At 70.2% G+C, this 24805-nt stretch carries 21 protein-coding genes and 1 rRNA gene; 15 read left to right on the forward strand and 7 right to left on the reverse strand.

What is annotated here, in order from left to right:
- Window positions 1-8: 8 nt before the first annotated feature.
- Window positions 9-125 (forward strand): 5S ribosomal RNA (gene rrf, locus AB8M85_RS13350).
- Window positions 126-146: 21 nt separating this feature from the next.
- Here the strand turns inward: rrf and AB8M85_RS13355 are convergent.
- A complete protein-coding gene (locus tag AB8M85_RS13355; RefSeq protein ID WP_372699328.1) occupies window positions 147-1799 on the reverse strand; it encodes a hypothetical protein in 1653 nt (550 codons plus the stop codon).
- Between the two features lie 9 nt (window positions 1800-1808).
- Here AB8M85_RS13355 and AB8M85_RS13360 point away from each other — a divergent pair, with 9 nt between their 5' ends.
- The 10 genes from AB8M85_RS13360 (at window position 1809) to AB8M85_RS13405 (ending at window position 11307) form a co-directional block, all read left to right on the forward strand.
- Window positions 1809-2486, forward strand: coding sequence for a hypothetical protein (locus AB8M85_RS13360; protein WP_372699329.1), 678 nt, complete (start codon window positions 1809-1811; stop codon window positions 2484-2486).
- A 15-nt stretch (window positions 2487-2501) separates the two neighbouring features.
- A complete protein-coding gene (locus AB8M85_RS13365) occupies window positions 2502-3476 on the forward strand; it encodes an HAD-IIA family hydrolase (protein WP_372699330.1) in 975 nt (324 codons plus the stop codon).
- 48 nt (window positions 3477-3524) lie between these two features.
- Window positions 3525-3701, forward strand: a complete 177-nt coding sequence (locus tag AB8M85_RS13370) for a hypothetical protein (protein WP_372699331.1) — start codon at window positions 3525-3527, stop codon at window positions 3699-3701.
- Window positions 3698-4495: a TlyA family RNA methyltransferase gene (locus tag AB8M85_RS13375; protein WP_372699332.1), complete on the forward strand. Its 798-nt coding sequence runs from the start codon at window positions 3698-3700 to the stop codon at window positions 4493-4495. Before AB8M85_RS13370 ends, AB8M85_RS13375 begins: the two co-directional genes overlap by 4 nt.
- Window positions 4496-4588: 93 nt before the next feature.
- Window positions 4589-5599 (forward strand): NAD kinase, encoded by a 1011-nt coding sequence (locus AB8M85_RS13380; RefSeq protein WP_372699333.1) that lies wholly within the window; start codon window positions 4589-4591, stop codon window positions 5597-5599.
- Window positions 5596-7335, forward strand: a complete 1740-nt coding sequence (gene recN, locus AB8M85_RS13385) for a DNA repair protein RecN (RefSeq protein ID WP_372699334.1) — start codon at window positions 5596-5598, stop codon at window positions 7333-7335. Before AB8M85_RS13380 ends, recN begins: the two co-directional genes overlap by 4 nt.
- 87 nt (window positions 7336-7422) lie before the next feature.
- Window positions 7423-9111, forward strand: a complete 1689-nt coding sequence (locus AB8M85_RS13390; RefSeq protein ID WP_372699335.1) for a CTP synthase — start codon at window positions 7423-7425, stop codon at window positions 9109-9111.
- A 3-nt stretch (window positions 9112-9114) separates the two neighbouring features.
- Entirely contained in the window at window positions 9115-9780 is a 666-nt protein-coding gene (locus AB8M85_RS13395) for an NUDIX domain-containing protein (RefSeq protein ID WP_372699336.1), read from the forward strand.
- A 14-nt stretch (window positions 9781-9794) separates the two neighbouring features.
- The gene (xerD, locus tag AB8M85_RS13400; protein ID WP_372699337.1) at window positions 9795-10784 is read left to right on the forward strand and encodes a site-specific tyrosine recombinase XerD; all 990 of its coding nucleotides are present in this window, start codon (window positions 9795-9797) and stop codon (window positions 10782-10784) included.
- Window positions 10777-11307, forward strand: coding sequence for an 8-oxo-dGTP diphosphatase (locus tag AB8M85_RS13405; RefSeq protein WP_372699338.1), 531 nt, complete (start codon window positions 10777-10779; stop codon window positions 11305-11307). Before xerD ends, AB8M85_RS13405 begins: the two co-directional genes overlap by 8 nt.
- 126 nt (window positions 11308-11433) lie before the next feature.
- Here AB8M85_RS13405 and AB8M85_RS13410 read toward each other — a convergent pair whose 3' ends face one another.
- From AB8M85_RS13410 to AB8M85_RS13425, 4 genes are read right to left on the reverse strand one after another with little or no spacing between them, the layout of a single operon-like run.
- Window positions 11434-12576: a bifunctional 2-methylcitrate synthase/citrate synthase gene (locus AB8M85_RS13410; RefSeq protein WP_372699339.1), complete on the reverse strand. Its 1143-nt coding sequence runs from the start codon at window positions 12574-12576 to the stop codon at window positions 11434-11436.
- A complete protein-coding gene (gene prpB / locus AB8M85_RS13415; RefSeq protein ID WP_372699340.1) occupies window positions 12573-13529 on the reverse strand; it encodes a methylisocitrate lyase in 957 nt (318 codons plus the stop codon). The genes AB8M85_RS13410 and prpB overlap by 4 nt, the downstream gene beginning before the upstream one ends.
- Window positions 13530-15047 (reverse strand): MmgE/PrpD family protein, encoded by a 1518-nt coding sequence (locus AB8M85_RS13420; protein WP_372699341.1) that lies wholly within the window; start codon window positions 15045-15047, stop codon window positions 13530-13532. It abuts the gene before it with no gap.
- Window positions 15044-15694 carry a GntR family transcriptional regulator gene (locus tag AB8M85_RS13425; protein WP_372699342.1) on the reverse strand — a complete coding sequence of 217 codons (651 nt, stop codon included), beginning with the start codon at window positions 15692-15694 and terminating at the stop codon, window positions 15044-15046. Before AB8M85_RS13425 ends, AB8M85_RS13420 begins: the two co-directional genes overlap by 4 nt.
- Window positions 15695-15852: 158 nt before the next feature.
- On the opposite strand from AB8M85_RS13425, the gene AB8M85_RS13430 reads away from it, so the two are divergent.
- From AB8M85_RS13430 to AB8M85_RS13440, 3 genes are all read left to right on the forward strand, one after another.
- Window positions 15853-17751, forward strand: coding sequence for a propionyl-CoA synthetase (locus AB8M85_RS13430; RefSeq protein ID WP_372699343.1), 1899 nt, complete (start codon window positions 15853-15855; stop codon window positions 17749-17751).
- Between the two features lie 116 nt (window positions 17752-17867).
- On the forward strand, window positions 17868-19529 hold the full coding sequence (locus AB8M85_RS13435) for a class I adenylate-forming enzyme family protein (RefSeq protein ID WP_372699344.1): 1662 nt from the start codon (window positions 17868-17870) through the stop codon (window positions 19527-19529).
- Window positions 19526-20773 (forward strand): beta-ketoacyl synthase, encoded by a 1248-nt coding sequence (locus AB8M85_RS13440; RefSeq protein ID WP_372699345.1) that lies wholly within the window; start codon window positions 19526-19528, stop codon window positions 20771-20773. The genes AB8M85_RS13435 and AB8M85_RS13440 overlap by 4 nt, the downstream gene beginning before the upstream one ends.
- Before the next feature lie 19 nt (window positions 20774-20792).
- Here AB8M85_RS13440 and AB8M85_RS13445 read toward each other — a convergent pair whose 3' ends face one another.
- Together AB8M85_RS13445 and AB8M85_RS13450 are read right to left on the reverse strand one after the other, a co-directional pair.
- Window positions 20793-21494: a response regulator gene (locus AB8M85_RS13445; protein ID WP_372699346.1), complete on the reverse strand. Its 702-nt coding sequence runs from the start codon at window positions 21492-21494 to the stop codon at window positions 20793-20795.
- Window positions 21484-23217, reverse strand: coding sequence for an ATP-binding protein (locus AB8M85_RS13450; RefSeq protein WP_372699347.1), 1734 nt, complete (start codon window positions 23215-23217; stop codon window positions 21484-21486). The genes AB8M85_RS13445 and AB8M85_RS13450 overlap by 11 nt, the downstream gene beginning before the upstream one ends.
- A 138-nt stretch (window positions 23218-23355) precedes the next feature.
- On the opposite strand from AB8M85_RS13450, the gene AB8M85_RS13455 reads away from it, so the two are divergent.
- On the forward strand, window positions 23356-24744 hold the full coding sequence (locus tag AB8M85_RS13455) for a cation:dicarboxylate symporter family transporter (RefSeq protein WP_372699348.1): 1389 nt from the start codon (window positions 23356-23358) through the stop codon (window positions 24742-24744).
- Window positions 24745-24805: the final 61 nt, after the last annotated feature.

Genomic DNA, 24805 nt, shown 5'->3' on the forward strand with positions numbered 1-24805 from the left:
AGAAGAGTTACGGCGGTCATAGCGTGGGGGAAACGCCCGGTCCCATACCGAACCCGGAAGCTAAGACCCACAGCGCCGATGGTACTGCACTCGGGAGGGTGTGGGAGAGTAGGACGCCGCCGGACCACAATTAGAAGTTGAGGCCCTCAACCCCAGGTTGAGGGCCTCAACTCGTTAACGGCCCGACAGTCGGTTAAAGTACGGCGCACCTCCTCCGGGCGAGCCGAGATGAGTATGCGTCTAAGATTGAATGAGCTTAGAACCCCTTCGGAGCCTTCCGAGGACCCAAGATGTAACCCAGATGCGGCGCGGCCGGATCTTAGAGAGGAACGGCCACCGTGGCTGACGAACGCAATAACTTCCGAGGCCCGAGGGACGACAAGTCCAAGGGGCCCCGGGCTAACGATCGCAATGACCGTCGTGAAGGCGGATACCGTGGCGGCAATCACCGCAACGATGGCGGTTTCCGTGGCAACCGGGAGCGTTCCGAGGGTGGCTTCCGCGGCGGCAACGACCGTCGCGAAGGCGGATTCCGCGGCGGCAACGACGGTCGCGAAGGTGGATACCGTGGCGGCAATCACCGCAACGATGGCGGTTTCCGTGGCAACCGGGAGCGTTCCGAGGGTGGCTTCCGCGGCGACAACGACCGTCGCGAAGGCGGATTCCGCGGCGGCAACGACCGTCGCGAAGGTGGATACCGTGGCGGCAGTGACCGCAACGATGGCGGTTTCCGTGGCAACCGGGAGCGTTCCGAGGGTGGCTTCCGCGGCGACAACGACCGTCGCGAAGGCGGATACCGTGGCGGCAATGACCGCAACGATGGCGGTTTCCGTGGCAACCGGGAGCGTTCCGAGGGTGGCTTCCGCGGCGACAACGACCGTCGCGAAGGCGGATACCGTGGCGGCAATGACCGCAACGAGGGTGGATACCGCGGTGGCAACGACCGCAACGAGGGTGGCTTCCGCGGTGGCAACGACCGTCGCGAAGGTGGCTTCCGCGGCGGCAACGACCGCAACGAGGGTGGCTTCCGCGGTGGCAACGACCGTCGCGAAGGCGGCTTCCGCGGCGGCAACGACCGTCGCGAAGGCGGATACCGTGGCGGCAATGACCGCAATGACAGTGGTTTCCGTGGCAACCGGGAGCGTTCCGAGGGCGGCTTCCGTGGCGGCAACGACCGTCGCGAAGGTGGATACCGTGGCGGCAATGACCGCAACGATGGCGGTTTCCGTGGCAACCGCGAGCGTTCCGAGGGCGGCTTCCGCGGCGGGAACGACCGCAATGCAGGAGGACGCGGACGCGACGACCGCCAGAGCCAGGGATTCCGCGGCAAGCCCAAGCGCAACGACGATGGGTTCCGCGGCAAAAGCGATGACCGGGCCCCCCGTGAGCTGAACCGCGGCGACGACACGCGCCGAAACTTCCCCGGCCTGGAAGAGGGCGAGCGCCCGGCGCACAATCCCGCCGATCTCCGGGTGTCCAACCGTTCGGACCGCCCACGCTCGCCTGAGATCGACCCCGACGTCACAGGCAAGGAGCTGGACCGCATCACCCGTGCCGAGCTGCGGTACCTGGATGAAAAGAACTTCGACTGGGTGGCGAAGCACCTGGTCATGGCGGGGCGGCTGATCGACATCGACCCGGATATCGCATACGAGCACGCGATGGCTGCAAGCCGTCGTGGCGGGCGCGTCGCCGTAGTTCGTGAAGCAGTGGGCCTGACGGCCTACACCGCAGGCAACTACGCCGAGGCACTTCGCGAATTCCGCACGTTCCGGCGGATCAGCGGTTCGAACATCCACCTGCCGGTCATGGCTGATTGCGAACGCGGTCTGGGCAAGCCCGAGAAGGCGCTGGAAACCGCCCACAGCGAGGAAGCCGCGTCATTGGATACGCCAGGTCGGGTCGAAATGGCCATCGTTGCCTCCGGAGCGCAGTCCGACCTGGGCAACCGGGAAGCGGCGCTGGCCGAACTGCAGATCCCGCAGCTGGACATCAACCGAGCATTCTCCTTCAGCCCACGGTTGTTCGAGGCGTACGCCATGGCGCTCGAGGCCCTGGGCAAAAACGGCGAGGCCGAGTTGTGGCGACGCCAGATCTCGCTGGCCGAACGGGCACTGGGCGTCGGGGAATTCTCCGATCCCGACATCATGGACCTGGGCGAAGACGACGACGACGACGAAACGCCGGGCAGCAAGCCGCGGGCACGGGATCTCGTGAACGACGCCGGCACGAATCCGGCATCCGACACCACGTCCGCTCCGGCTACGCAGGTCGACGACGAGGCCGCTGCACCTGCCACGGCGGAGGAGGACGACGCGGAGGAGGACGACGCCGCGGAAGCCGACGCGGCCAGCACGGCCCACGACAGCGCCGCCGACGAGAGCGCCGCTGACGAGAGCGCTGCTGTGCCGCAGGCCGGCGAGACCGACGAGGACGAGCCGCGCGGGGACCACGGTTCGGCCGACCCGGCGGACTCCGACAAGTAGGGGTAGGGCGACTCCATGCTGATCTCCGCATTCGACGCCGTCCTCTCGGACCTGGACGGCGTCGTCTACCTCGGCGCCGACGCCATCAGCGGGGCATCCGAGGCCCTCGGGAAGCTGGCTGGTGCCGGCGTCGAACTCGCCTACATCACCAACAACGCGTCCCGTTCGCCCGAGGTCGTGGCCCGGCACATCCGCCAACTCGGGGCACCGGCCGATGCCGGCACGGTGTTCGGGTCGGCCGATGCCGGGGCGGACCTGCTGGCCGAACGGATCCCGGCCAAGAGCAAGGTGCTGGTGGTCGGCAGCGCCTATCTGCGGGACTGCGTGGTCGCCCGGGGCCTGGCCCTGGCCGAATCGTCCGAGGATTCCCCGGCCGCCGTCATCCAGGGGTTCGACCCGGACGTGAACTGGCGCGACCTCGCCGAGGCGTCGCACGCCGTGAACTCCGGCGCCCTCTGGGTGGCCACCAACACGGACCTGACCATACCGCGCGCCCGCGGCATCGCCCCCGGCAACGGCTCCCTGGTCCAGGCCGTCCAGGCGGCGACGGACGCCACGCCGATCGTCGCCGGGAAACCGGAACCGCTGCTCTTCCAAGTTGCCGCGGAACAGCTCGAGGCCTCGCGTCCGCTGGTCGTGGGCGACCGCTTGGACACCGACATCCTCGGGGGCAACCGGGCCGGATTCGCCACCGCCGTCGTCCTGACCGGCGTCGATGATCCGCAATCGGTCCTGGGCGCACCGTCGGACCAGCGTCCGCGCTACATCCTTGCCGGTCTCTCCGAGCTTTACGCGGACTACCCGGTCGTGCAGGCCACCGGCAAGCAGATCGTCTGCGGCGCGGCGCGCGCCGGCGTCGACGGCGGGACCATCACCGTGACGGGGGAGCGGGGCGACCTGAACGCCTGGCGCGCCGCCTGCTGCGCCTGGTGGTACGCCAATCCCCGAACGACCGAACGCACGACGCCGGAGATCACCTTCAGTTCGTAACGCGCGCTGCGGCGCCCACGCCGCTGGACCTTGCCAGGAGGACACACCATGAACCACGAGCCCGGCGCACCCGGCATCGGCCCCACCGGCGACCCGGACGTCGACGCCCAGCTCCAGGCCCTGGAGCAGCTGGACGACCTGCCCGTCGGCGAACACCAGGCCGTCTACGCAGCCATCCACGAAGGGCTCCGCCGCGTCCTCGACGACGACCCCGCTGGCGCATGAGCCGGCTCGACCAGGAACTCGTCGCCCGCGGTCTGGCCCGTTCGCGCACCCACGCAGCCAAACTCATCGCCGCGGGACGCGTGGACGTCAACGGCGCAACGGCAGCACGCGCCGCGAAACAGGTCGCCCCGACCGATCGACTGGCCGTGCAGGACGCCGGGGACGAGGAGTTCGTCAGTCGTGCCGGGCACAAGCTCGCCGGAGCGCTGGACGCCTTCGACGACATACAGGTCCGCGGCCTGCGCTGCCTGGACGCCGGCGCCTCCACCGGCGGATTCACCGACGTGCTGCTCCGCCGGGGCGCCGACCGGGTCGTGGCCGTCGACGTCGGACACGGCCAGCTCGTCGACCAGATCCGCAACGACCCTCGGGTGGACGTCCACGAGGGGCTCAACGTACGCACCCTGGTTCCCGGGCTGATCGGCGGCTCGGTCGACCTGGTGGTCGCCGACCTGTCCTTTATCTCGCTGCGCCTCGTCGTCGGGCCGCTGGCCGCCGTCACCCGCCCCGGCGGCGACCTGGTGCTCATGGTCAAACCCCAATTCGAGGTGGGCCGTGACAACCTGGGGCGCACCGGCGTCGTGACCAGCGCCGAGCTGCGGCGCCGGGCCGTCCACGGGGTGGTGGAGGCCGCCGAAGCAGCGGGAACGGTGCTGGCCGGACTGGCCCGCAGCCCCCTGCCCGGGCAGGACGGCAACGTGGAGTTCTTCCTCCGGCTCCGGGTCCCCGGGCCCGGAAGATGTCCCCAGCCAGGCGCCGGGGAGCACGGAGTGGACGATGTTGACTATTCTTGAGGGACACCCGTTTCGGCCGCACGCCCCGTGTCCGGCCCCGCCGACGGGCACGCCTTCGTCTACCGTGAAGTAGGTTCACAAGGGAAGGAACGCATGAGACGAATACTGGTCCTGGCGCATACCGGGCGGGAAGACGCCCTCCGGGCGGCGCTGGATACCTGTCTTCGGCTGCGCGATTCCGGCCTCATCCCCGTCATGCGGCGCGATGAGGTCCGCAACCTGCACAACGCCCCGGACGGGCGGAGCCTGGAAGTACAGATCCTGGGCGAAGACGCCTCGTTGGGCGACATCGACCTGGGCATGGTCCTGGGTGGGGACGGAACCGTCCTGCGCGCCGCCGAAATGGTCCGCGAATCGGCAGTGCCGCTGCTCGGGGTCAACCTGGGCCACGTCGGCTTCCTGGCCGAAAGCGAGCGCGCCGACCTGCGGCAGACCGTCGACTGGGTGGTCAACCGGCACTACGTCGTCGAAGAACGCATGGCCATCGACGTGCAAGTCTGGCTCGGCAACCGGCGGATCGCCCACACCTGGGCGCTGAACGAGGCCGCGGTGGAAAAGGCCAACCGCGAACGCATGATCGAGGTGGTGATGGAGGTCGACGGCCGGCCCATCAGCACCTTCGGCTGCGACGGGATGGTCATGGCCACGCCCACCGGCTCGACGGCCTACGCATTCTCCGCCGGCGGCCCCGTGGTCTGGCCCGGGGTCGAGGCGCTGATCATGGTCCCGATCTCCGCCCACGCCCTGTTCGCCAAGCCACTGGTCGTCGCCCCGACCTCGACCATGGCCATCGAGCTGCTCTCGCGCACCGACGCCGAGGGAGTGCTCTGGTGCGATGGCCGACGCACCCTGGACCTGCCGCCGGGATCGCGCGTCGAGGTCACCCGGTCACCAAAACCCGTCCGGCTGGCCCGGGTGAACCGCACCCCGTTCAGCGAGCGGCTGGTGCGCAAGTTCGAGCTGCCGACCACCGGCTGGCGCGGCCCCGTGTCCGACAGCCACCGGGACACCGCCACGTCGGCCCTGCCGATCATCGACCCGCCGTTGCAGGTCGTCGAACCCCGGCACTACCAACCGCGTCCCGAGACGGAGCAGCACCCATGATCGAGGAGATCCGCATCTCCGACCTCGGTGTCATCACCCGGGCCACCCTGGAACTGGACCCCGGGTTCACCGTGGTGACCGGTGAGACCGGCGCCGGCAAGACGATGGTCGTCACCGCGCTGGGCCTGCTGCTGGGCAACCGCGCCGACGCCGGGGCCGTCCGCCACGGCGCCAAGCACGCCGTGGCCGAAGCCACCTTGCGCCTGCCAGCCGGCAGCCCGGCCCTGTCCCGCGCCGAGGAGAGCGGTGCCCTGTTGGAGGAGCACGACGGCGATACCGAGTTGATCCTGGCCCGCATCCTCAGTGCCGAAGGCCGCAGCCGGGCCGCCGTGGGCGGCACCTCGGCGCCGGTGGGTCTGCTCTCGGAGCTCGGCACGCACCTGGTGGCCGTACACGGCCAGAGCGACCAGCTCCGGCTGCGCAGCGCCGTGGCCCAACGTGAATCGCTCGACAAGTTCGGCGGCCCGGAACTGGCCGCGGCGCTGGCCGCCTACCAGGGGACCTTCGACACGTGGAAGGCAGCGTCGGCGGAGCTGGAGGAGATCACCTCCGCCTCGCGTGAACGCGTCCGCGAGGCCGAATCGCTGCAGGCGGCGCTCGAGGAGATCGACGCCGTCGACCCGCGCCCCGGCGAGGACGAGGACCTGAAGGCCGAAGCGCAGAAGCTCTCCAACGTCGAGGGCCTACGCTCGGCCGCCGTCACGGCCCATGGGGCACTGACCGGCGACGAGTTCAGCGAGGAGCCCAACGCCGTCGGATTGGTCGACGCGGCCAAGCGCGCCCTGGAGATGGTCGCCGACGACGACCCCGAACTGAGGGCCCTCGGGACGCGCGTCAACGAGATCGGCATCCTCGTCGCCGATGTGACCATGGAGCTGGGCAGCTACCTCGCCGCCCTGGACGGCGACGGGCCCGGCCGGCTCGCCGAGGTCGAGGAACGGCGTGCGGCGTTGAACCAGCTCATCCGCAAGTATGCGCCCACCATCGACGAGGTGATCAGCTGGACGGAGACGGCCCGCAGGCGCCACATGGACCTGCAGGACGACTCCGGCCGCGTCGAGGCCCTGCAGGCCCAGCTGGAGGGTCTGCAGGACCGCCTGGCGGAACAGTCCAAGACCCTCGGAGACATGCGGCGGGCTGCGGCACTGCGCCTGGCGGCCCGCGTCAGCGACGAACTGGCGGCGCTGGCCATGCCCGATGCCCGGTTCGTCGTCGAGGTCACCGATCTCGACGAGCCGGCCCGGCACGGCGGCGACCACATCGCGATGCTGCTGCAGCCACACGCCGGCAGCGCCCCGCGGCCGCTGGGCAAAGGCGCCTCGGGCGGCGAGCTGTCGCGGGTGATGTTGGCCATCGAGGTCGTGCTGGCCGAAACCGATCCGGTGCCGACCTTCGTCTTCGACGAGGTCGATTCGGGGGTCGGGGGCAAAGCCGCCGTGGAGATCGGCAAGCGGCTGGCCATGCTCGCCCGGCACGTCCAGGTGATCGTGGTGACCCACCTGCCGCAGGTCGCCGCCTACGCCCAACGCCACATACGCGTGATCAAGACCTCCGACGCCCAGGCAGGAGACGGCGCCGGCTTCACGGCCAGCGACGTCGTCCGGCTCGACGATGCCGACCGGGTGCGCGAGTTGGCTCGCATGCTCGCCGGGCAGGAACACTCCGACACGGCCCAGGCCCACGCGGAGGAACTGCTCGAAGGCGCGCGGCTGGCCCTGTCCGGACAGGCCATGTAGGCCCTGCGGGGGACCGGCCGGTGCCAGATGGCGTCTGGCGGGCCGGGCTCCGGGCAGTAGAGTGGCGACAACCCGTCCGGCGAATAGATGATAGGCTCGAATTCCGTGGTGCAGCGAACAATTTCCAAGTCCCGGTCCGAAACTACCAAGCAGATCTTTGTCACCGGTGGTGTGGCCTCGTCCCTCGGAAAGGGGCTGACGGCCTCGAGCCTGGGCCACCTCCTGCGGGCCCGTGGCCTCACGGTGACGATGCAGAAACTGGATCCCTATCTGAACGTGGATCCCGGCACGATGAACCCCTTCCAGCACGGCGAGGTCTTCGTGACCGACGACGGCTCCGAAACCGACCTCGACATCGGCCACTACGAGCGCTTCCTGGACGAGAACCTCGACGGATCCGCCAACGTGACCACCGGCCAGGTCTACTCCCGGGTGATCGAAAAGGAACGCCGCGGCGACTACCTGGGCGACACGGTCCAGGTCATCCCGCACATCACCGACGAGATCAAGCGTCGGATGCGCCTGCCCGCCGAGTCGGAGAAGGCACCAGATGTGATCATCACCGAGATCGGCGGCACCGTCGGCGACATCGAGTCGCAGCCGTTCCTCGAATCCGCCCGCCAGGTCCGCCAGGACGTCGGGCGCGGCAACGTGTTCTTCGTCCACGTGTCGCTGGTCCCGTACATCGGCCCCTCCCACGAGCTGAAGACCAAGCCGACCCAGCACTCCGTGGCCGCCCTGCGCTCCATCGGCATCCAGCCCGACGCCCTGGTGATCCGCTCCGACCGCGAGATCCCCACCGAGATGCGCGAGAAGCTCGGCCGAACCTGCGACGTCGACCCCGAGGCGGTCATCAACTGCGCCGATGCCCCGAGCATCTACGACATCCCGGTCATCATCCACGACCAGGGCCTCGACGCCCACATCGTGCAGTCGCTGGGCCTGAAGTTCAAGGACGTCGACTGGACGCAGTGGACCCGTCTGCTGCACGCCGTGCACCACCCGGACCACGAGCTCGAGGTCGCCCTGGTCGGCAAGTACATCGACCTGCCCGACGCCTACCTCTCGGTCACCGAGGCCCTGCGTGCCGGAGGGTTCGCCAACGAGACGCGGGTGAAGATCCGCTGGGTCCCCTCCGACGAATGCGCCACCGAAGCCGGGGCGAAGAAGGCGCTGCACGGCGTCGACGCGATGTGCGTCCCCGGCGGCTTCGGGATCCGCGGCCTAGACGGCAAACTCGGCGCGCTGAAGTACGCGCGGGAAACCGGTCTGCCGACACTGGGCCTGTGCCTGGGCCTGCAGTCGATGGTCATCGAGTACGCCCGCAACGTCGCCGGGCTGGCCGACGCCTCCTCCACCGAGTTCGAACCTGACTCCCAGCACCCGGTCATCGCCACGATGGCCGAGCAGGAGGACATCGTCGCCGGCAAGGGCGATCTGGGCGGCACCATGCGCCTGGGACTCTACGACGCCGCGCTCGGCGAGGGGACGGTCGTCGCCAGCACCTACGGCACGACCCAGGTCGCCGAACGCCACCGCCACCGCTACGAGGTCAACAACGGCTACCGGGCCCAGCTCGAGGACGCCGGACTCGTCTTTTCCGGCACGTCGCCCGACGGCAAGCTCGTCGAGTTCGTCGAGCTGCCCGCCGAGGCGCACCCGTACTACGTCTCCACGCAGGCGCACCCGGAGCTGAGCTCCCGCCCGACCCGCCCGCATCCGCTGTTCGCGGGACTGGTCAAGGCCGGGCTGGAGCACCAGAAGGCCGGTCGGTAGGCCATGGCCCACCACGGTCCACACGGCGCGGCGCTGGGCGACGAACCCAGCCCGCGCCGCGTGCTGGGCTCCGAGACGCCCTATTCCGGGCGCATCTGGGACGTCGTGCAGGATACCTTCGAGCTGTCGGCCGACAGCGAACCGCTGGTGCGCGACTACATCGACCACCCCGGCGCCGTGGCGGTGCTCGTCCTCGACGACCAGGAACGCGTGCTGCTGGTCCGGCAGTACCGCCACCCCGTGGGCATGCAGCTGTGGGAGATCCCGGCGGGCCTGCTCGACGTGCGCGACGAGGACCCACTCGACGCCGCCGCCCGCGAACTGGCCGAGGAAGCCGACCTGACCGCTGGCCGCTGGGACGTCCTGGTGGAGATGTTTAATTCCCCTGGGTCCTCCAGCGAGGCGCTGCGCATCTACCTGGCCCGCCAGCCGGCCGATGTCCCGCACCACGAGCGCTTCGAGCGCACCGAGGAGGAAGCGGAAATGCAGAGCCGCTGGGTTCCGTTGGACGAGGCCGTGCAGGCCGTGCTGGAGGGACGGATCCACAACCCCTCCGCCGTCGCGGGGCTGCTGGCCGCCGCATCCGCCCGCTCCCGCGGGTTCACCGGCCTGCGGCCGGCCGACACCCCCTGGACGGCCCACCCCCGCTTCCGGTCCACGAGCGGCTAGGGACCGGTGCCCAGATGTCCACGGCCGTGACACCGGACCCGGCAGCCGCCGGGAACCGGGAGGAGGTTCCTCCAGCGCTGGCTCGCGAGCTCGCTGCCTACCTCCAGCACGTCGCCGTCGAGCGGGGGATGGCCGCGAACACCGTCGCCGCCTACCGCCGGGACCTGCAGCGCTATGCCCTGTACCTGGCCGGGCAGGAGGTCGCATCGGCCGCGGCGATCACCCGCCACCACCTGACCGGCTTCGCCCAGTCCCTGCGCGATGGAGCCGACGGTGGCGCCCCGCTCAGCCCCCGGTCCGCCGCGCGGTGCATCGTCGCCGTGCGCGGCCTGCACCGGTTCTGGGCCCTGGAGGGGCTGACCGCCGACAACCCCGCCGCCGATCTGCATCCGCCGGCCGCCGGACAACGGCTTCCCAAGGCCATCAGCATCGCCGAGGTCACCGCTCTGCTCGAGTCGGTCCCCACCGACACGCCGCCGGGGCTGCGCGACCGCGCCCTGCTGGAGTTCCTCTACTCGACCGGGGCCCGCATCAGCGAGGCCGTTGGACTCGACGTCGACGACCTGCATCTCAAGCGGCCCGCAGACGGGCCCGCCGTCGTCCGGCTCTTCGGCAAGGGCTCCAAGGAGCGTGTGGTGCCCCTGGGGTCCTACGCCGCAGAGGCGCTGGAGGCCTACCTGGTCCGCGGCCGGCCGGGCATGGCGGCCAAGGGGCAGGGAACGCCCGGCTTGTTCCTGAACCGGCGCGGCGGTCGGCTGAGCCGGCAGTCGGCCTGGTCGGTGCTGAAGGCCGCTGCCGACCGTTCGGGCATCGGCAAGGACGTCTCCCCGCACACGCTGCGGCACTCCTTCGCCACCCACCTGCTCGAAGGCGGAGCCGACGTGCGCGTGGTCCAGGAACTGCTCGGCCATGCCTCGGTCACCACCACGCAGGTCTACACGATGCTCAACGCCCAGACCCTGCGCGAGGTCTACGCCGCCGCCCATCCCCGGGCCCGTGCCTGAGTCCGCGGCCGCGGGCCGACCGGGCACCGCCGTCGTGCTCTGCCTGCTCCAGCGCGGTCCGGCCGCACGCCGCGAGGTCCTGCTTGGGCACAAGCTGCGCGGTTTCGGGCGGGGCAATTTCGTGCTGCCCGGTGGCAAGATCGAGCCGGGGGAGCGGCCGGTGGATGCCGCCGTGCGCGAGCTTCGCGAGGAGACCGGGCTTGTCGCCGAGCCGGCGGCCCTGGCGGAGGTGGCCACCATCCGCTTCACCTTCCCGGCCAATCCGCTCGCCGACATGCATTGCACCGTCTTCCGGGCCTGCGCCTTCAGCGGGACCGCGACGCCGTCCGATGAGCTGGACCCGGCGTGGCATCCCGTGGACCGGCTGCCGGCGGAGCGGATGTGGGACGATTCGCCGCGCTGGCTGCTGCCGCTGCTGCACGGCGGGGAACTGGATGCCGAGGTCGTGCTGGCCGAGGACAACCTCGCGGTCGCCCGCTACACGGCGGTGCCCCGTCCCGAGACCGCGCCTCACGGGGCGTGACCCCTCCGTCCGCCGGCTGAACCGAGCTGAACCCAGCTGAACGCCGCCTGGAACCCGTCTGGACGCGACGGCGCCCGCGGCAGGTGCCGCGGGCGCCGATCGGGCCGTGGTGCCGGCAGTGCGGGCTCAGAGTTCGCGCTGCTCCGGGCCGTTGTAGGCCGAGAGCGGGCGGATCAGCGCATTGTTGGCGCGCTGTTCCATGATGTGCGCGGTCCAGCCCGAAATCCGCGAGGCGATGAACAGCGGCGTGAACATCTGGGTGTCGAAGCCCATCAGGTGGTACGTCGGACCCGCCGGGTAGTCCAGGTTCGGCTTGATGTTCTTCGCCTCGGACATGGCGGCCTCGAGCCCGTCGTAGAGGCCCAGGATCTCGTCGCGGCCGAAGTGCTCGATCATCGCATCCAGCGCGCCCTTCATGGTGGGCACGCGCGAGTCTCCGTTCTTGTAGACGCGGTGCCCGAAGCCCATGACCTTCTTCTTCGCTGCCAGGGCCTCCTCCATCCACTTCTTGGCGCGGGCGGCGGCTTCCTCGCGGGATTCGTCCTTGCGGATGCCGATCTCCTCGAAGGTGTGCATGACCGCCTCGTTCGCGCCACCGTGCAGCGGGCCCTTCAGGGCGCCGATGGCCCCGACGATGGCCGAGTGCATGTCCGAGAGCGTGGAGGTGATGACCCGGGCGGTGAACGTGGAGGCGTTGAAGGAATGCTCCGCGTAGAGCACCATCGAGACGCGGAAGGCGTCCACGACCTCGGGGGCGGCCTCCTCGCCGTTGGTCATCCACAGGAAGTTCTGCGAGTAGTCCAGGTCCTCGCGCGGCTCGACGGGCTGCTGCTGCCGGCGGCGGCGCTGGTCGTAGGCCACGACTGCCGGGAAGCGGGCCAGCAGTGACTTCGCCTTCTCCAGCTCCGCCTCCGGGGAGGAATCCTCGGCCAGCGGATGGTTGGCGCCCAGCACCGAAACCGCGGTGCGGGCCACGTCCATGGGGTGGCAGTCCGTCGGCAGCAGGTCCACCGCGGCCTTCACGTTGTCCTCGAGGGCGCGGTTGGCGCGTTCGTAGGCGGTGAACTCCTCCAGCTCGGCCGCGCTGGGCAGCTCGCCGGTCCAGAGCAGCAGCGCGACCTCCTCGAAGCTCTTGGAGGCGGCCAGGTCCTGGACCGGGTAGCCGCGGTAGAGCAGCGAGTTGGTGTCCGGGTTGACCTTGGAGACGGCGGTGTAGTCGACGACGACGCCGGCCAGGCCCTTCTTGATGTCAGTCTCGGTGTCGCTCATGGTTGCTGCTCCTTTGCACCCGCGGGAAGGTTCGCGTTGTTGCCGTCGATGTCCAGTCCGGGGACCTGGAAATTGAAGATCCCGGTGTCGAAGCGGTTGTAGGCCTCGTAGTCCACCAGATCATACAACCGGGTGCGCGTCAGCATCTGGTCGACCTGTCCTTGCTGGGTGCCGTCGACGCGGAGGGCGTCGAGCACGCGTTCGGCAGCGCCCATGGCGCTGCGCAGCAGGGTCACGGGGTAGATCACCAGGGCGACGCCGGCATCGGCCAGGTCCTGGCGGGTGAAGAGGTCGGATTTGCCGAACTCGGTCATGTTCGCCAGCACCGGCACGTCGACGGCGTTGCAGACGGCCTCGAACTCCGAGAGGTCCTTCATGGCCTCCGGGAAGATCGCATCCGCGCCGGCGTCGACCAGTGCCTTGGCCCGGTCGACCGCCGCGTCCAGCCCCTCCACGGCCCGGACGTCGGTGCGGGCCATGATCAGGAAGTTCGGGTCCCGGCGGGCATCGGCTGCGGCGGCGATGCGCTTGACCATGGTGTCCAGGTCCACGACGTTCTTGCCGTCGAGGTGCCCGCAGCGCTTCGGGTTGAACTGGTCCTCGATGTGGCAGCCGGCCAGGCCGGCGTTCTCCAGTTCCTGGATGGTGCGCGCGACGTTCATCGGTTCGCCGAATCCGGTGTCGGCGTCGACGATGGCCGGCAGGTCGGTCATCCGGGCGATCTGTCCGGCGCGGGAGGCGACCTCCGTCAGGGTCGTCAGGCCGACGTCGGGCAGGCCCAGGTCGTTGGCGAGCACGGCACCGGAGATGTAGACGCCGTCGAACCCCTTTTCGCCGATCAGCCGGGCCGAGAGCGGGTTGAACGCCCCGGGGAACTGCCGGGCGGTCCCGGGGACCAGCAGCTCGCGCAGCGTGCGCCGCTTGGCTTCGGGAGTGGTGGTGGAATACAGCATCTAGAACAGTCCCTTCGGTGCGGCGGCCGCGTCGATGACCCCCGGCGCGGCGACGATGTTCAGCTGGTCGAGTTCGCCGGCGGCCAGTTCCGGCAGGCGTTCGGCCGCGGCGAGGAACCGGTCGATCTCCGCCGGCTCGACCAGGCCCTGGGCCAGGGTGCGGAACTTGTTGATGTACTGCTCGCGGGCGAACGGGCGGGCGCCCAGCGGGTGGGCGTCGGCGACGGCGATCTCGTCGGTGATGACCGTGCCGTCGTGCAGGGTGATCTCCACCGAGCCGCCGAACGCCTTCTCGGAGATGTCCAGCGAGTGGTAGCGACGGGTCCACTCGGGATCCTCCTCGGTGGTGACCTTGTGCCAGAGCTCGACGGTGTCGGGGCGGCCGGCGCGCTCGGGGGAGTAGGAGTCCACGTGGTGCCAGGCGCCGTCCTGCAGTGCGACGGTGAAGATGTACGGGATCGAGTGGTCCAGCGTCTCCCGTGAGGCGGTGGGATCGTATTTCTGCGGGTCGTTGGCGCCGGATCCTATGACGAAATGGGTGTGGTGGCTGGTCTTGATCAGCACGCTCGCCACGTTCGCCGGGTCGGTGGCCTCGGGGTGCTCGCGGTGCAGCTTGCGGGCCAGGTCGATCCACGCCTGCGCCTGGTATTCGGCCGAGTGTTCCTTGGTGTAGGTATCGAGGATCGCGCGCTTGGCCTCCCCGGCCTCGGGCAGCGGGACCTCGTAGGCGGCCTCGGGGCCGTCGAGCAGCCAGGCGATGACGCCGTCCTCGCCCTCGTAGATCGGCACCGGGGAGGTCTGCCCGCGCATCGCGCGGTCGGCGGCCTCGACGGCCATCTTCCCCGCAAAGGCCGGGGCGTGGGCCTTCCACGTGGAGATCTCGCCCTTGCGTGACTGGCGCGTCGCGGTGGTGGTGTGCAGCCCCTGCCCGACGGCCTGGAAGATGGTCTCCACGTCCAGCCCGAGCAGCGTGCCGATGCCGGCTGCGGCCGAGGGGCCGAGGTGGGCGACGTGGTCGATTTTGTGCGCATGCAGGCAGATGGCCTTGACCAGGTCGACCTGGATCTCGTAGCCGGTGGCGATGGCGCGGACCAGGTCCTTGCCGGAGGCACCCGTGTGCTGGGCGACGGCTAGGATCGGCGGGATGTTGTCGCCCGGGTGGGAGTATTCGGCGGCCAGGAAGGTGTCGTGGTAATCGAGCTCGCGCACGGCCACGCCGTTGGCCCAGGCGGCCCATTCGGGGGAGGCCTTCTCGGTGATGCCGAAGATGGAGGCGCCGCTGCCGCCGGAGCTCGGTGCGTGGGCCAGCGCCTGCGAGCGGGCGGCGACGATGGGCCCGCGGTTCAGCGAGGCGATGGCCACCGACGCGTTGTCGATCACGCGGTTGATGACCATGTCGGTGACCTCGGCGGTGACGTCGACCGGATCGGCGGCGACGGTGGCGATCTTGTGGGCCAGCTGGTCCTCGCGGGGCAGGTTTTCCTCGGAGCGGTAGACGCGGACGGGGTGGTTGATCATGCGGTGGCCTCTTTCGGTAGGGCATGGGATCGGATGTGGTCAAGGCTGTTGTGCAGGTGCAGCATCGTGGCGGCCGCGGCCAGGCCGGGATCACCGGTGGCGATGGCCCGGGCGATCTGGGCGTGTTCGCGTGCCGACTCCCGCAGGCGGTCCGGGGCGTCGTGGGAAAGACGGCGCAGACGGGCCAGGTGGACGCGCAGGCCGTGCAGGGCCTGGGCCAGGTAGGGATTGGAGGCCGCCGCCTCGATGGCGGCATCGAGGCCCCCGGCCAGGGCATAGTAGGCGTCGCGCTCGGCCGGTGCGTCGAGTGCCGCGGACGCGGCGTCGAATTCGGCGGCCAGGTCCTCGAACACCGCGGCGTCCCCGGCGCGCGCTGCACTGCGGGCGGCTTCGACCTCCAGGGCGCGGCGCAGGGAGAACAGGTCGTCGACGTGGTCGAGCGAGACATCCGAGACGACGACCCCGCGGCCGCGTTGCGCCACGGCCAGGCCGTCGGCCGCCAGCCGGGACAGGGCCTCGCGCAGGGGCGTACGGGAGACGCCGAGGCGCTCGGCCTGCTCGACTTCGCCCAGCACGGTGCCCGGCGGCAGTGCCCACGAGACGATATCCCGCCGCAGCGCCGCATAGGCCTTGTCGCTTGCCTTCATGCCGTCAGTGTATACAGAAAGACGGTTCGTTTGCCATGGCGTCCGCATTATTCCGGCCGATCTGCTGATTCTTCGATTTTCGTGTATACAAACTCTTGTATCGCTGTGATGTGCCCCATAGAGTGGCCGCGTACCAGCCCGACGAAGTGGGAGTCGCGATGACACCGGATTACCGACAGACGTATGCCGCCAGCACCGAGGATCCCGCCGCCTTCTGGCTCGAGGCCGCCGGGCTCGTGGACTGGAACACCGAGCCGACCCGTGGGCTGGACGCCTCCCGGGCACCGCTGTACGGCTGGTACCCCGACGGTCGGCTCAACATCACCACCAACGCGCTGGACCGGCACGTCGCCGCCGGCCGCGGCGACCAGGCGGCGCTGGTCTACGATTCCGCGGTGCTGGGAACCACCCGCGCCTACACCTACGCCGAGCTGCTGGACGAAGTGGCCCGGTTCGCCGGGGTCCTGCGCGGCCTCGGGATCGAGGCGGGGGACCGGGTCATCCTCTACCTGCCGATGATCCCGCAAGCGGCGATCGCGATGCTCGCCTGCGCCAGGATCGGCGCGGTGCACTCGGTGGTCTTCGGCGGATTCGCGGCGAAGGAACTGGCGGCCCGGATCAACGACTGCCGCCCGAAGGCGATCGTCACCGCCACCGGCGGAGTCGAGCCGGCCCGGCGCGTGGAGTACCTGCCCGCGGTCGCCGAGGCGGTGGACACCGCGTCGCACCAGGTGGATACCGTCGTCGTGCACCACCGTGACGGGTTCGAACACGACCGCTCCGAATTCGGCGGGACGGCTTCGGGGTGGCACGACTGGGACGACCTCGCCGCGGCGGCCGAACCGGCCGGACCCGTCGACGTGGCCGCCGGGGACCCGCTGTACGTGCTCTACACCTCCGGCACGACCGGCTCGCCCAAGGGCGTGGTCCGAGACACCGGCGGCTACGCGGTGGCCATGGCCTGGTCGATGCGCAACATCTACGGGGTCAACGCCGGGGACACCATGTTCACCGCCTCCGACGTCGGCTGGGTCGTGGGCCACTCCTACATCGTCTACGGCCCGCTGATCGCCGGGGCCACCACGGTGCTCTACGAGGGCAAGCCGGTCGGAACCCCCGACGCCGGGGCGTTCTGGCGGGTGGTGGCCGAGCACGGGGTCGACGTCATGTTCACCGCCCCGACGGCGCTGCGCGCGATCCGCAAGGCCGATCCCGACGCGGGGCTGCTCGCCGACCATGACACCTCGTCCTTGCGCGCGCTCTTCGTGGCCGGCGAGCGCTTGGATCCCGACACCTTCGACTGGGCCGGGCGCGTGCTCGGCGTGCCGGTGGTGGACAACTGGTGGCAGACCGAGACCGGCTGGCCCATCGCGGCCAACCCGCTGGGCCTGGAGGAGCTGCCGATCAAGGCCGGCTCGCCGACGGTCCCGGTGCCCGGCTACCACGTGAGGATCCTCGACGCCCTCGGCGAACCCGTCGGCACGGGCGAGGAGGGCAATATCGCCCTGGAACTGCCGCTGCCGCCCGGCACCCTGCGCACCCTCTGGGGCAACGACGAGCGCTACCGCTCGGCCTACCTCGAGCAGTTCCCGGGGTTCTACGCCACCGGGGACTCCGGCTACCTGGACGAGGACGGCTACCTCTTCGTCATGGGCCGCACCGACGACGTGATCAACGTGGCCGGGCACCGCCTCTCCACCGGTGCCATCGAACAGGTCCTGGGCTCGCACGCCGCCGTGGCCGAATGCGCGGTCATCGGCGTGGCCGACGAGCTCAAGGGCCAGCGGGCCTGTGGCTTCGTGGTGCTGAAATCGGGGGTGGAGTCCACCGAGGAGCAGCTGGCCGCCGAGCTCGTGGCCCTGGTGCGCCAGAAGATCGGACCGGTGGCCGACTTCCGCCAGGTCAGGGTCGTGGACGCGCTGCCCAAGACCCGCTCGGGCAAGATCCTGCGCAAGACCATGCGCCAGATCGCCGACGGCAAGGCCTACTCCGTGCCCTCGACGATCGAGGACCCGGCGGTGATCGAGGCACTGCTGCCGTTCCTGCGCGTCTCCTGAAAGGCACCGCGGCACCCCTCGGGAACCGGCTCCGAACGGAGTAGTCTGCTGGTACCCGGCCGCCGTCCGGGAACACCGGCCCGCGGCCGCGGCCGAGCATCCACGAGGAGGCACGCATGGCCTACGATCCGACCCGTCTCCGGGACTATTTCGAGCACGCGTTCACCTACGAAGCAGGCTTCCGCCGCAATGCCGACCGCTATGCGGACCGCTCCGCCCTGGTGGACCCGGTGGAGGGGCGCGACTGGACCTACCGCGACCTGGCGGCACAGGTGGACCAGGTGGCGTCCGCGCTCGCCGGGCTGGGCATCGGGGCGGGCGACCGGGTGGTGTACCAGCTGTTCAACGGCGTCGAATTCGCCCTGCTCTACCTCGCCACCCAGCGGCTCGGGGCCGTCGGCGTGCCCATCAACTACCGGCTGGCGGCGGGGGAGGCGGCCCTGATCCTGCGCGACAGCACCCCCGGCGTGTTCGTCTTCGACGCCACCGTCGCCCCGGAGGCGCTGCAGGCGCTGGAACTGGCGGACTGCGGAGCCCACCGGCTGGCCGTCGACGGGCCGGTGGACGGGGCCGACGGCTTCGCCGAGGCCGTGCGGGACGCCGACACCGCCCTGCCGGAGCCGCGGCAGGACGCCTCCACGTTCGAGGAGACCACCCGGCTCTACACCTCCGGGACGACGGGGCGCCCCAAGGGCGTGTCGCTGCCGTCCATCGTCGAGGTGATGAGCGCGCACGACGTGATCATGCACTTCCCGTTGTCCCCGCAGGACCGGACCCTGAACATGACCCCGTGGTTCCACCGCGGCGGTCTCTACTCCGGCGGACCGAACCCGGTGTTCTACATCGGCGCCTCCGTGGTGCCGATGCGCCAGTTCGACGCGGCCACGGCGCTGGACTGGGTGGACCGCTACCACCTGACCTTCCTCATCGGCGCGCCCGCCACACTGGAAATGCTCGCCACGGAGCAGGAACGCAGTCCCCGCGACCTGGCGCCGCTGCGCGGCATCGTCACGATGGGCGCCCCGTTGGACCGGGCCTCGGCGCTGCGCTACCAGGAAGTCCTGACCCCGAGGATCTTCAACGGCTACGGCACCACCGAGACGTTCTGGAACACCTTCCTGCGGCCCGAGGACCTACCCGCCCACGCCGGCACCGCCGGACGCTCGTCCACCGACGACGATGTCGCCGTCGTGAGGATCTACGACGACCGCCCGGCCACACCGGACGACCTGGCACCCCGTGACGGCACCGAGACTGGCGAGGTCATCATGCGCTCGGCCAAGTCGGGTTTCGGGTACTTCAACCTCCCCGACAAGGACGAGGAGAAGTTCCACCAGGGCTGGTTCTACACCGGCGACCTGGCCACCTGGGACGAGGACGGCTTCGTCACCATCGTGGGCCGCAAGGACGACATGATCATCTCCGGCGGCGAGAACGTCCACCCGGTCCAGGTGGAGGAACTGCTCAACCGGCATCCCGGTGTCAGGGACTCGGTGGTCGTGGGTCTGCCCGACGAGCGGTGGGGCCAGCGGGTGGTCGCGTACGTCATCCGCCAGGACGCGGGGTTGACGGTCGCGGACTTGGAGGCCCACTGCCTCGGCAGCCACGACCTCTCCGACTTCAAGCGGCCCCGCGCCTACCGGTTCGTCGAGGAGGTGCCGCTGACGGCCACGGGGAAGAAGGTGCACTACCGGCTGGCCCAGCAGGCCGTGGAGGACCATGCCGCCGGCCTGTTCGACGCCCCGGCCCGGCCCGCCGCGGACGGAAGGTCCCGATGAGCGGGCCGGGTGCGGACCGGGTCGTGGTGACGGGGATCGGCGCCCTCACCCCGCTGGGTCTGACGCTGCGGGAGACCTGGGACGGGCTGCTGGCCGGCCGCAGCGGGGTCGGGCCGATCTCCCAGTTCGACGCCAGCGGGTTTCCCACCCGCATCGCCGCCGAGGTCACGGGCTTCGACCCCTCCGGCCTGCTGCCGGTCAAGCGCATGAACCGTTCCTCGCGGTGCACGCAACTGGCCATCGCCGCGGCCCGCGAAGCGGTGGACGACGCCGGCCTGGGCGCGTCGCTGGGGGACCGGGAAGCCGCCGTCGTCATCAACAGCGCGGTCTCGGGCTTCGGCGGGATCGAAGAGGCCACCCACACCCTGCAGGACGCCGGGATGCGCCGGATCAGCCCGAGCTTCGTGGCCTCGTCGTTGACCAACATGGCAGCCTGCGAGGTCGCCATCGACCTCGGGGTCCACGGACCGGTCAATGCCAGCGCCCTGGCCTGCGCCAGCGGCACGCACGCCCTGCTGGAGGCACGCCAGCTGCTGCTCGCCGGGGCCGCCGATGTCGTCGTCGCCGGCGGGGCCGACGCCTCCATCACCCCGGTCATGTTCGCCGGCTTGTCGGCCATGCGGGGCCTGTCCCGGAACAACGAGCATCCGCAGCAGGCCAGCCGCCCGTTCGACGCCGGCCGCGACGGCTTCGTCTTCGGCGAGGGGGCCGTGGTCTTCACCCTCGAACGGCTCTCCGAGGCCCGTGCCCGGGGAGCGCGCATCTACGGGGAGGTCTCCAGTGCCGCCATGACCAACGATGCCTTCCACATCGTGGCTCCGGAACCGGAGGGCACGTACGCGTCCCAGGCCATCTCGCGCGCCCTCGCCAAGGCCCGGCTGGATCCGTCGGACATCGACCTGGTGTGTGCCCACGGCACGTCCACCCAGGCCAACGACCGCACCGAAACCGCGGCAATCCACCGGGCCTTCGGGGCACACGCGTCCCGGCTGGCCGTCACCGCCCCGAAGTCGATGACCGGGCACCTGATCGGGGCCGCGGGGGCGCTGGGTGCGCTGGTGTGCCTGATGTCCATCACCGACGCCGCGGTCCCGCCGACCATCAACTATGCCGACCCGGACCCGGAATGCGACCTGGACTACGTGCCCAACGAGGCCCGGCACCAGCCGGTGCGCCACGCCGTGACCAACGCCTTCGGGTTCGGCGGGCAGAATTGCGTGGTGGCCTTCTCCGCCGTGGCCTGAACCGCGGATCGCACCGCGGCTACTTCCAGCGGTATTCGTACTCGGGCCGGCCCGGCGTTCCGTGCCGCGGGGACTTGACGGCCTGGTCCAGCCCGGCCAGGTACTCCAGGTAGCGCCGGGCTGTCACCCGGGAGAGCTCCAGCCGCTCGGCCACCTCCGTGGCCGAGAGCGCGCCGCCGGAGGACTGCAGTTCACGGGAGATCGCCGCCAGCGTTTCCTCCAGCAGCCCCTTGGGCAGCCGGGTCGGCCCGACCGTGCGCAGGGCCGCCAGCGCATTGTCGATCGAGGCCTGCGTCGCCGGGCCGCCCTTGTCGGCCAGGTTGAGCCGGAACCGCCGGTGGTTCTCCAGCTTCTCGCGGAAGGTCGCGAACGTGAACGGCTTGATCAGGTACTGTGTCACCCCCGCCGACAGTGCCGTCTTGACCACGTACAGATCCCGCACGGCGGTGATCGCCATGATGTCCACCGTGTACCCCCGGCCGCGGATCCGCCGGGCGACGTCGAGGCCGTGCAGGTCGCCCAGGTTCATGTCCAGCAGGACCAGGTCCACCGGCTCGGGGCCGGCGGCGGCCTCCTCCAGCCGGGCCAGCGCCGCGTTGCCGGTCAGCACGACCGCGTCGACGCTGTAGCCGGGGACCCGGCGCACGTAGTCGGCGTGTGCCTGGGCGGTCAGGGGCTCATCGTCGACGACCAGCACCCGCAGGTCGCGTTCAACGGACATCGGCGGCACCTCCGGGAGGGTTCATGCCGGGAACCTGCGGCACCAGGGGCAGGGTGACCGTGAAGATCGCCCCGCCGTCGGATTCCACCTCGAGGGTACCGCCCAGCCGGGCCACGGCCTGCCGCACCAGGGCCAGGCCCAGCCCCCGGCCACCCGGCCCGCCACCGGGCCCTTTCGACGAGGCGCCCAGGCGGAAGATCCCGTCCAGGTTGTCCGTGTCCACGCCCGGACCCGAATCGGCCACGGAGATGATGAGCATGCCGTCGGCGGCCGAGAAATCCGCCCACACGCTGCGCTGCTCGGAGGTGGCCGCCGCGTCGAAGGCGTTGTCGAGGAGGTTGCCCGTCACGGTGACCAGGTCGCGGGCATCCACCGACCCGGGAAGCAGATCGCCGCTGGCCGTCATGGTCAACCGGATGCCCCGCTCGTGGGCCTGGGCGGCCTTGCCGATCATCAGCGCCGTCAGGAACGGCTCGTCGATGGACTGCACGAACTCGTCGGTCAGGCGCTGCGATTCCTGCCGGTCCTGGACGGCGAACTGCAGGGCCTCCCGTTCCCGGCCGAGCTCGATCATGGTGGCCACGGTGTGCAGCCGGTTGGCATGCTCGTGCGTCTGGGCCCGCAACGCCTCGGAGAGCGTCTTCATCGATTCCAGCTCGCCGGCCAGCGCCTGCAGTTCCGTGTGGTCGCGCAGCGTCGCCACCGTCCCCAGGTAGCGGGAGGGGCCCTGGCCCTGGCGGCTCCCGCGCCGCAGCGACGGGGCCCAGCGGAACGGGAAGCTCGCGGTGGGGCCGACGTCGGGCTGCGTGGCACGCTGCTGGCTGATCACCAGGATGCGGTCCCGGGTCAGGTGGATCTCGTCGGTGGCCCGCCGTCCGGAGGCGAAGAGGTCCGCGACCGACTCCGGCAACCCCAACCCGGCGACCGGGACCGGCTTCAACGCCCCGGCCGGCGGCAGGCCCAACAGGTCCGCGGCCTGGTCGTTGTAGAGGACCAGGCGGCCCTTCTCGTCGATGAGAACCAGGCCTTCGCGCAGCGAATGCAGCGCCGAATCGTAGTAGGCGAAGAAGCTGCGCAGTTCCTCCGGCGCGTAACCGAGCGTAACGCGGCGCAGATAGCGGCTGAGCAGCCACGAGCCGATGCCCCCGAGGACGACGGCGGCTGCCGCGACCCAGAGGATCGCCGGCAGGGAGGCTGCCTGGGACAGGGACAGGGTCTCAAGCGTGATGCCCACGGCTACCATGGCGACCACTGTGCCGTCGTCGTCGAAGACCGGGGCGATCGCCCGGACCGATGGACCCAGCGTCCCGGAATACTGCTCGACCTGGCTCTTTCCGGCCAGTGCGCTGTCGATGCTGCCGATGTAGTGCCGGCCGAGCTGCGCGGGATTCGGGTGGGTGTAGCGCGTGCGGTCCGGGGCCATGATGGTCACGAAGTCCACGTGGGCCATGGCGTTGACTTCCTGGGCGTAGGGCTGCAGGAGCGTCGAGGGGTGCGGCGAGGTGACTGCGGACTGCACGTAGGGGTCGTTGGCCAGGGTCTCGGCGATGCTCAGGACGCGGTCGGCGGTGGCCTCGTGTGCCCGGGACTGGGCGTTGGCATAGCTGGTGGCGCTCAGGGCGGCGGTCACCAGCGCCACGAGGAGGAGCTGGACCAGGAACAACCGGGTGGCCAGCGAATACGTGCCACGAGGGGTCCCCGCCGGATGTGCCGTCGCTGCCATGCCGGTCCTCCCCTTCATCCACCGTTAAGCGTCCCACGACCGGCACCGGTGTGAACAATATGAACGCAAGCGTGAGGGTCGTCACGTCCGCCACCACCATGGAGTGGAAGCAGAACACGAACCCCCCAAGGAGTCGGCATGGCAGCGCAGCCAGAAGAACGGAAGCCCGCGATGGGCCCGAGCACCGGTGGGCAACCGCCGGCACGCAAGAAGGACAGGACCCACTGGTTGTACATCATGGTCATCGTCGCGGTCGTCCTCGGCGCGGCCATCGGCCTGGTCTTCCCCGAAGTCGGCAAGTCGCTCAAGCCGCTGGGGACCGCCTTCGTGGCGCTGATCAAGATGATCATCGCCCCGGTCATCTTCTGCACCATCGTGCTGGGCGTCGGCTCCGTGGCCCGCGCCGCGACCGTCGGCAAGGTCGGCGGCCTGGCCCTGGGCTACTTCATCACCATGTCCACGTTCGCCCTGGCCATCGGCCTGGTCGTCGGCAACCTGATCCACCCCGGTGCCGGGCTGCATCTGCAGCCCTACAAGGCGGCGGCCGGCGGCGGCGACGGCGGTCTGGTCGACTTCCTGATGAGCCTGATCCCCGGGGACATCCCCGTGCTTCCCACCCTGGTCCTGGCGCTGCTGGTCGGCTTCGCCCTGCAGTCCATGGGCAAGGCCGGCGAGCCGGTGCTGCACGGCATCCAGAACATCCAGGCCGTCGTCTTCAAGCTCATGATGATGATCATGTGGGCGGCCCCGATCGGCGCCTTCGGTGCCATCGCCGCCGTCGTCGGCGCCACCGGCTGGGCCGCGATCGGCTCCATGGCCATCCTCATGGGGGCCTTCTACCTGACGTGTGCCCTGTTCATCGTCGTCGTCCTGGGCAGCCTGCTCAAGGTCGTCACGGGCCTGAACATCTTCGCCCTGCTGAAGTACCTGGCCCGCGAGTACCTGCTGATCTTCTCCACCTCCTCCTCGGAGTCGGCGCTGCCGCGCCTGATCGCCAAGATGGAGCATGCCGGGGTCTCCAAGCCGGTCGTCGGCATCACCGTGCCCACGGGCTACTCGTTCAACCTGGATGGCACGGCCATCTACCTGACCATGGCCTCGCTGTTCGTCTCCACGGCCATGGGCATGCCGATGAACCTCGGTGAGCAGATCTCGCTGCTGGTCTTCATGATCATCGCCTCCAAGGGGGCCGCCGGCGTCACCGGCGCCGGGCTGGCCACGCTGGCCGCGGGATTGCAGTCGCACCGTCCCGAGCTGCTCGACGGCATGGGCGTCATCGTGGGCATCGACAAGTTCATGTCCGAGTGCCGCGCCCTGACGAACTTCACCGGCAACGCCGTGGCCACGCTGCTGATCGGCAAGTGGACGCGCGAGATCGACATGGAGCAGACCCGTGCAGTGCTCGCCGGCCAGCGGCCCTTCGACGAGCTCTCCCTGGAACCGGACGCCCATGGCCCCGCCGTGGCACCGGAGGCGGCATCGGCCCCCGAACAGGCTCCTGAACGGGTCGCTGCCACGGTCCGCTAGGACCCGCAGGGGGAACCGCCACCGGTTCGCCTCCAGCACCGCCTGCCGGCCGCCACCCCTC

Origin of the sequence: Arthrobacter sp. JSM 101049, from assembly GCF_041679245.1 — a bacterium.
Classification (GTDB): domain Bacteria; phylum Actinomycetota; class Actinomycetes; order Actinomycetales; family Micrococcaceae; genus Arthrobacter_H.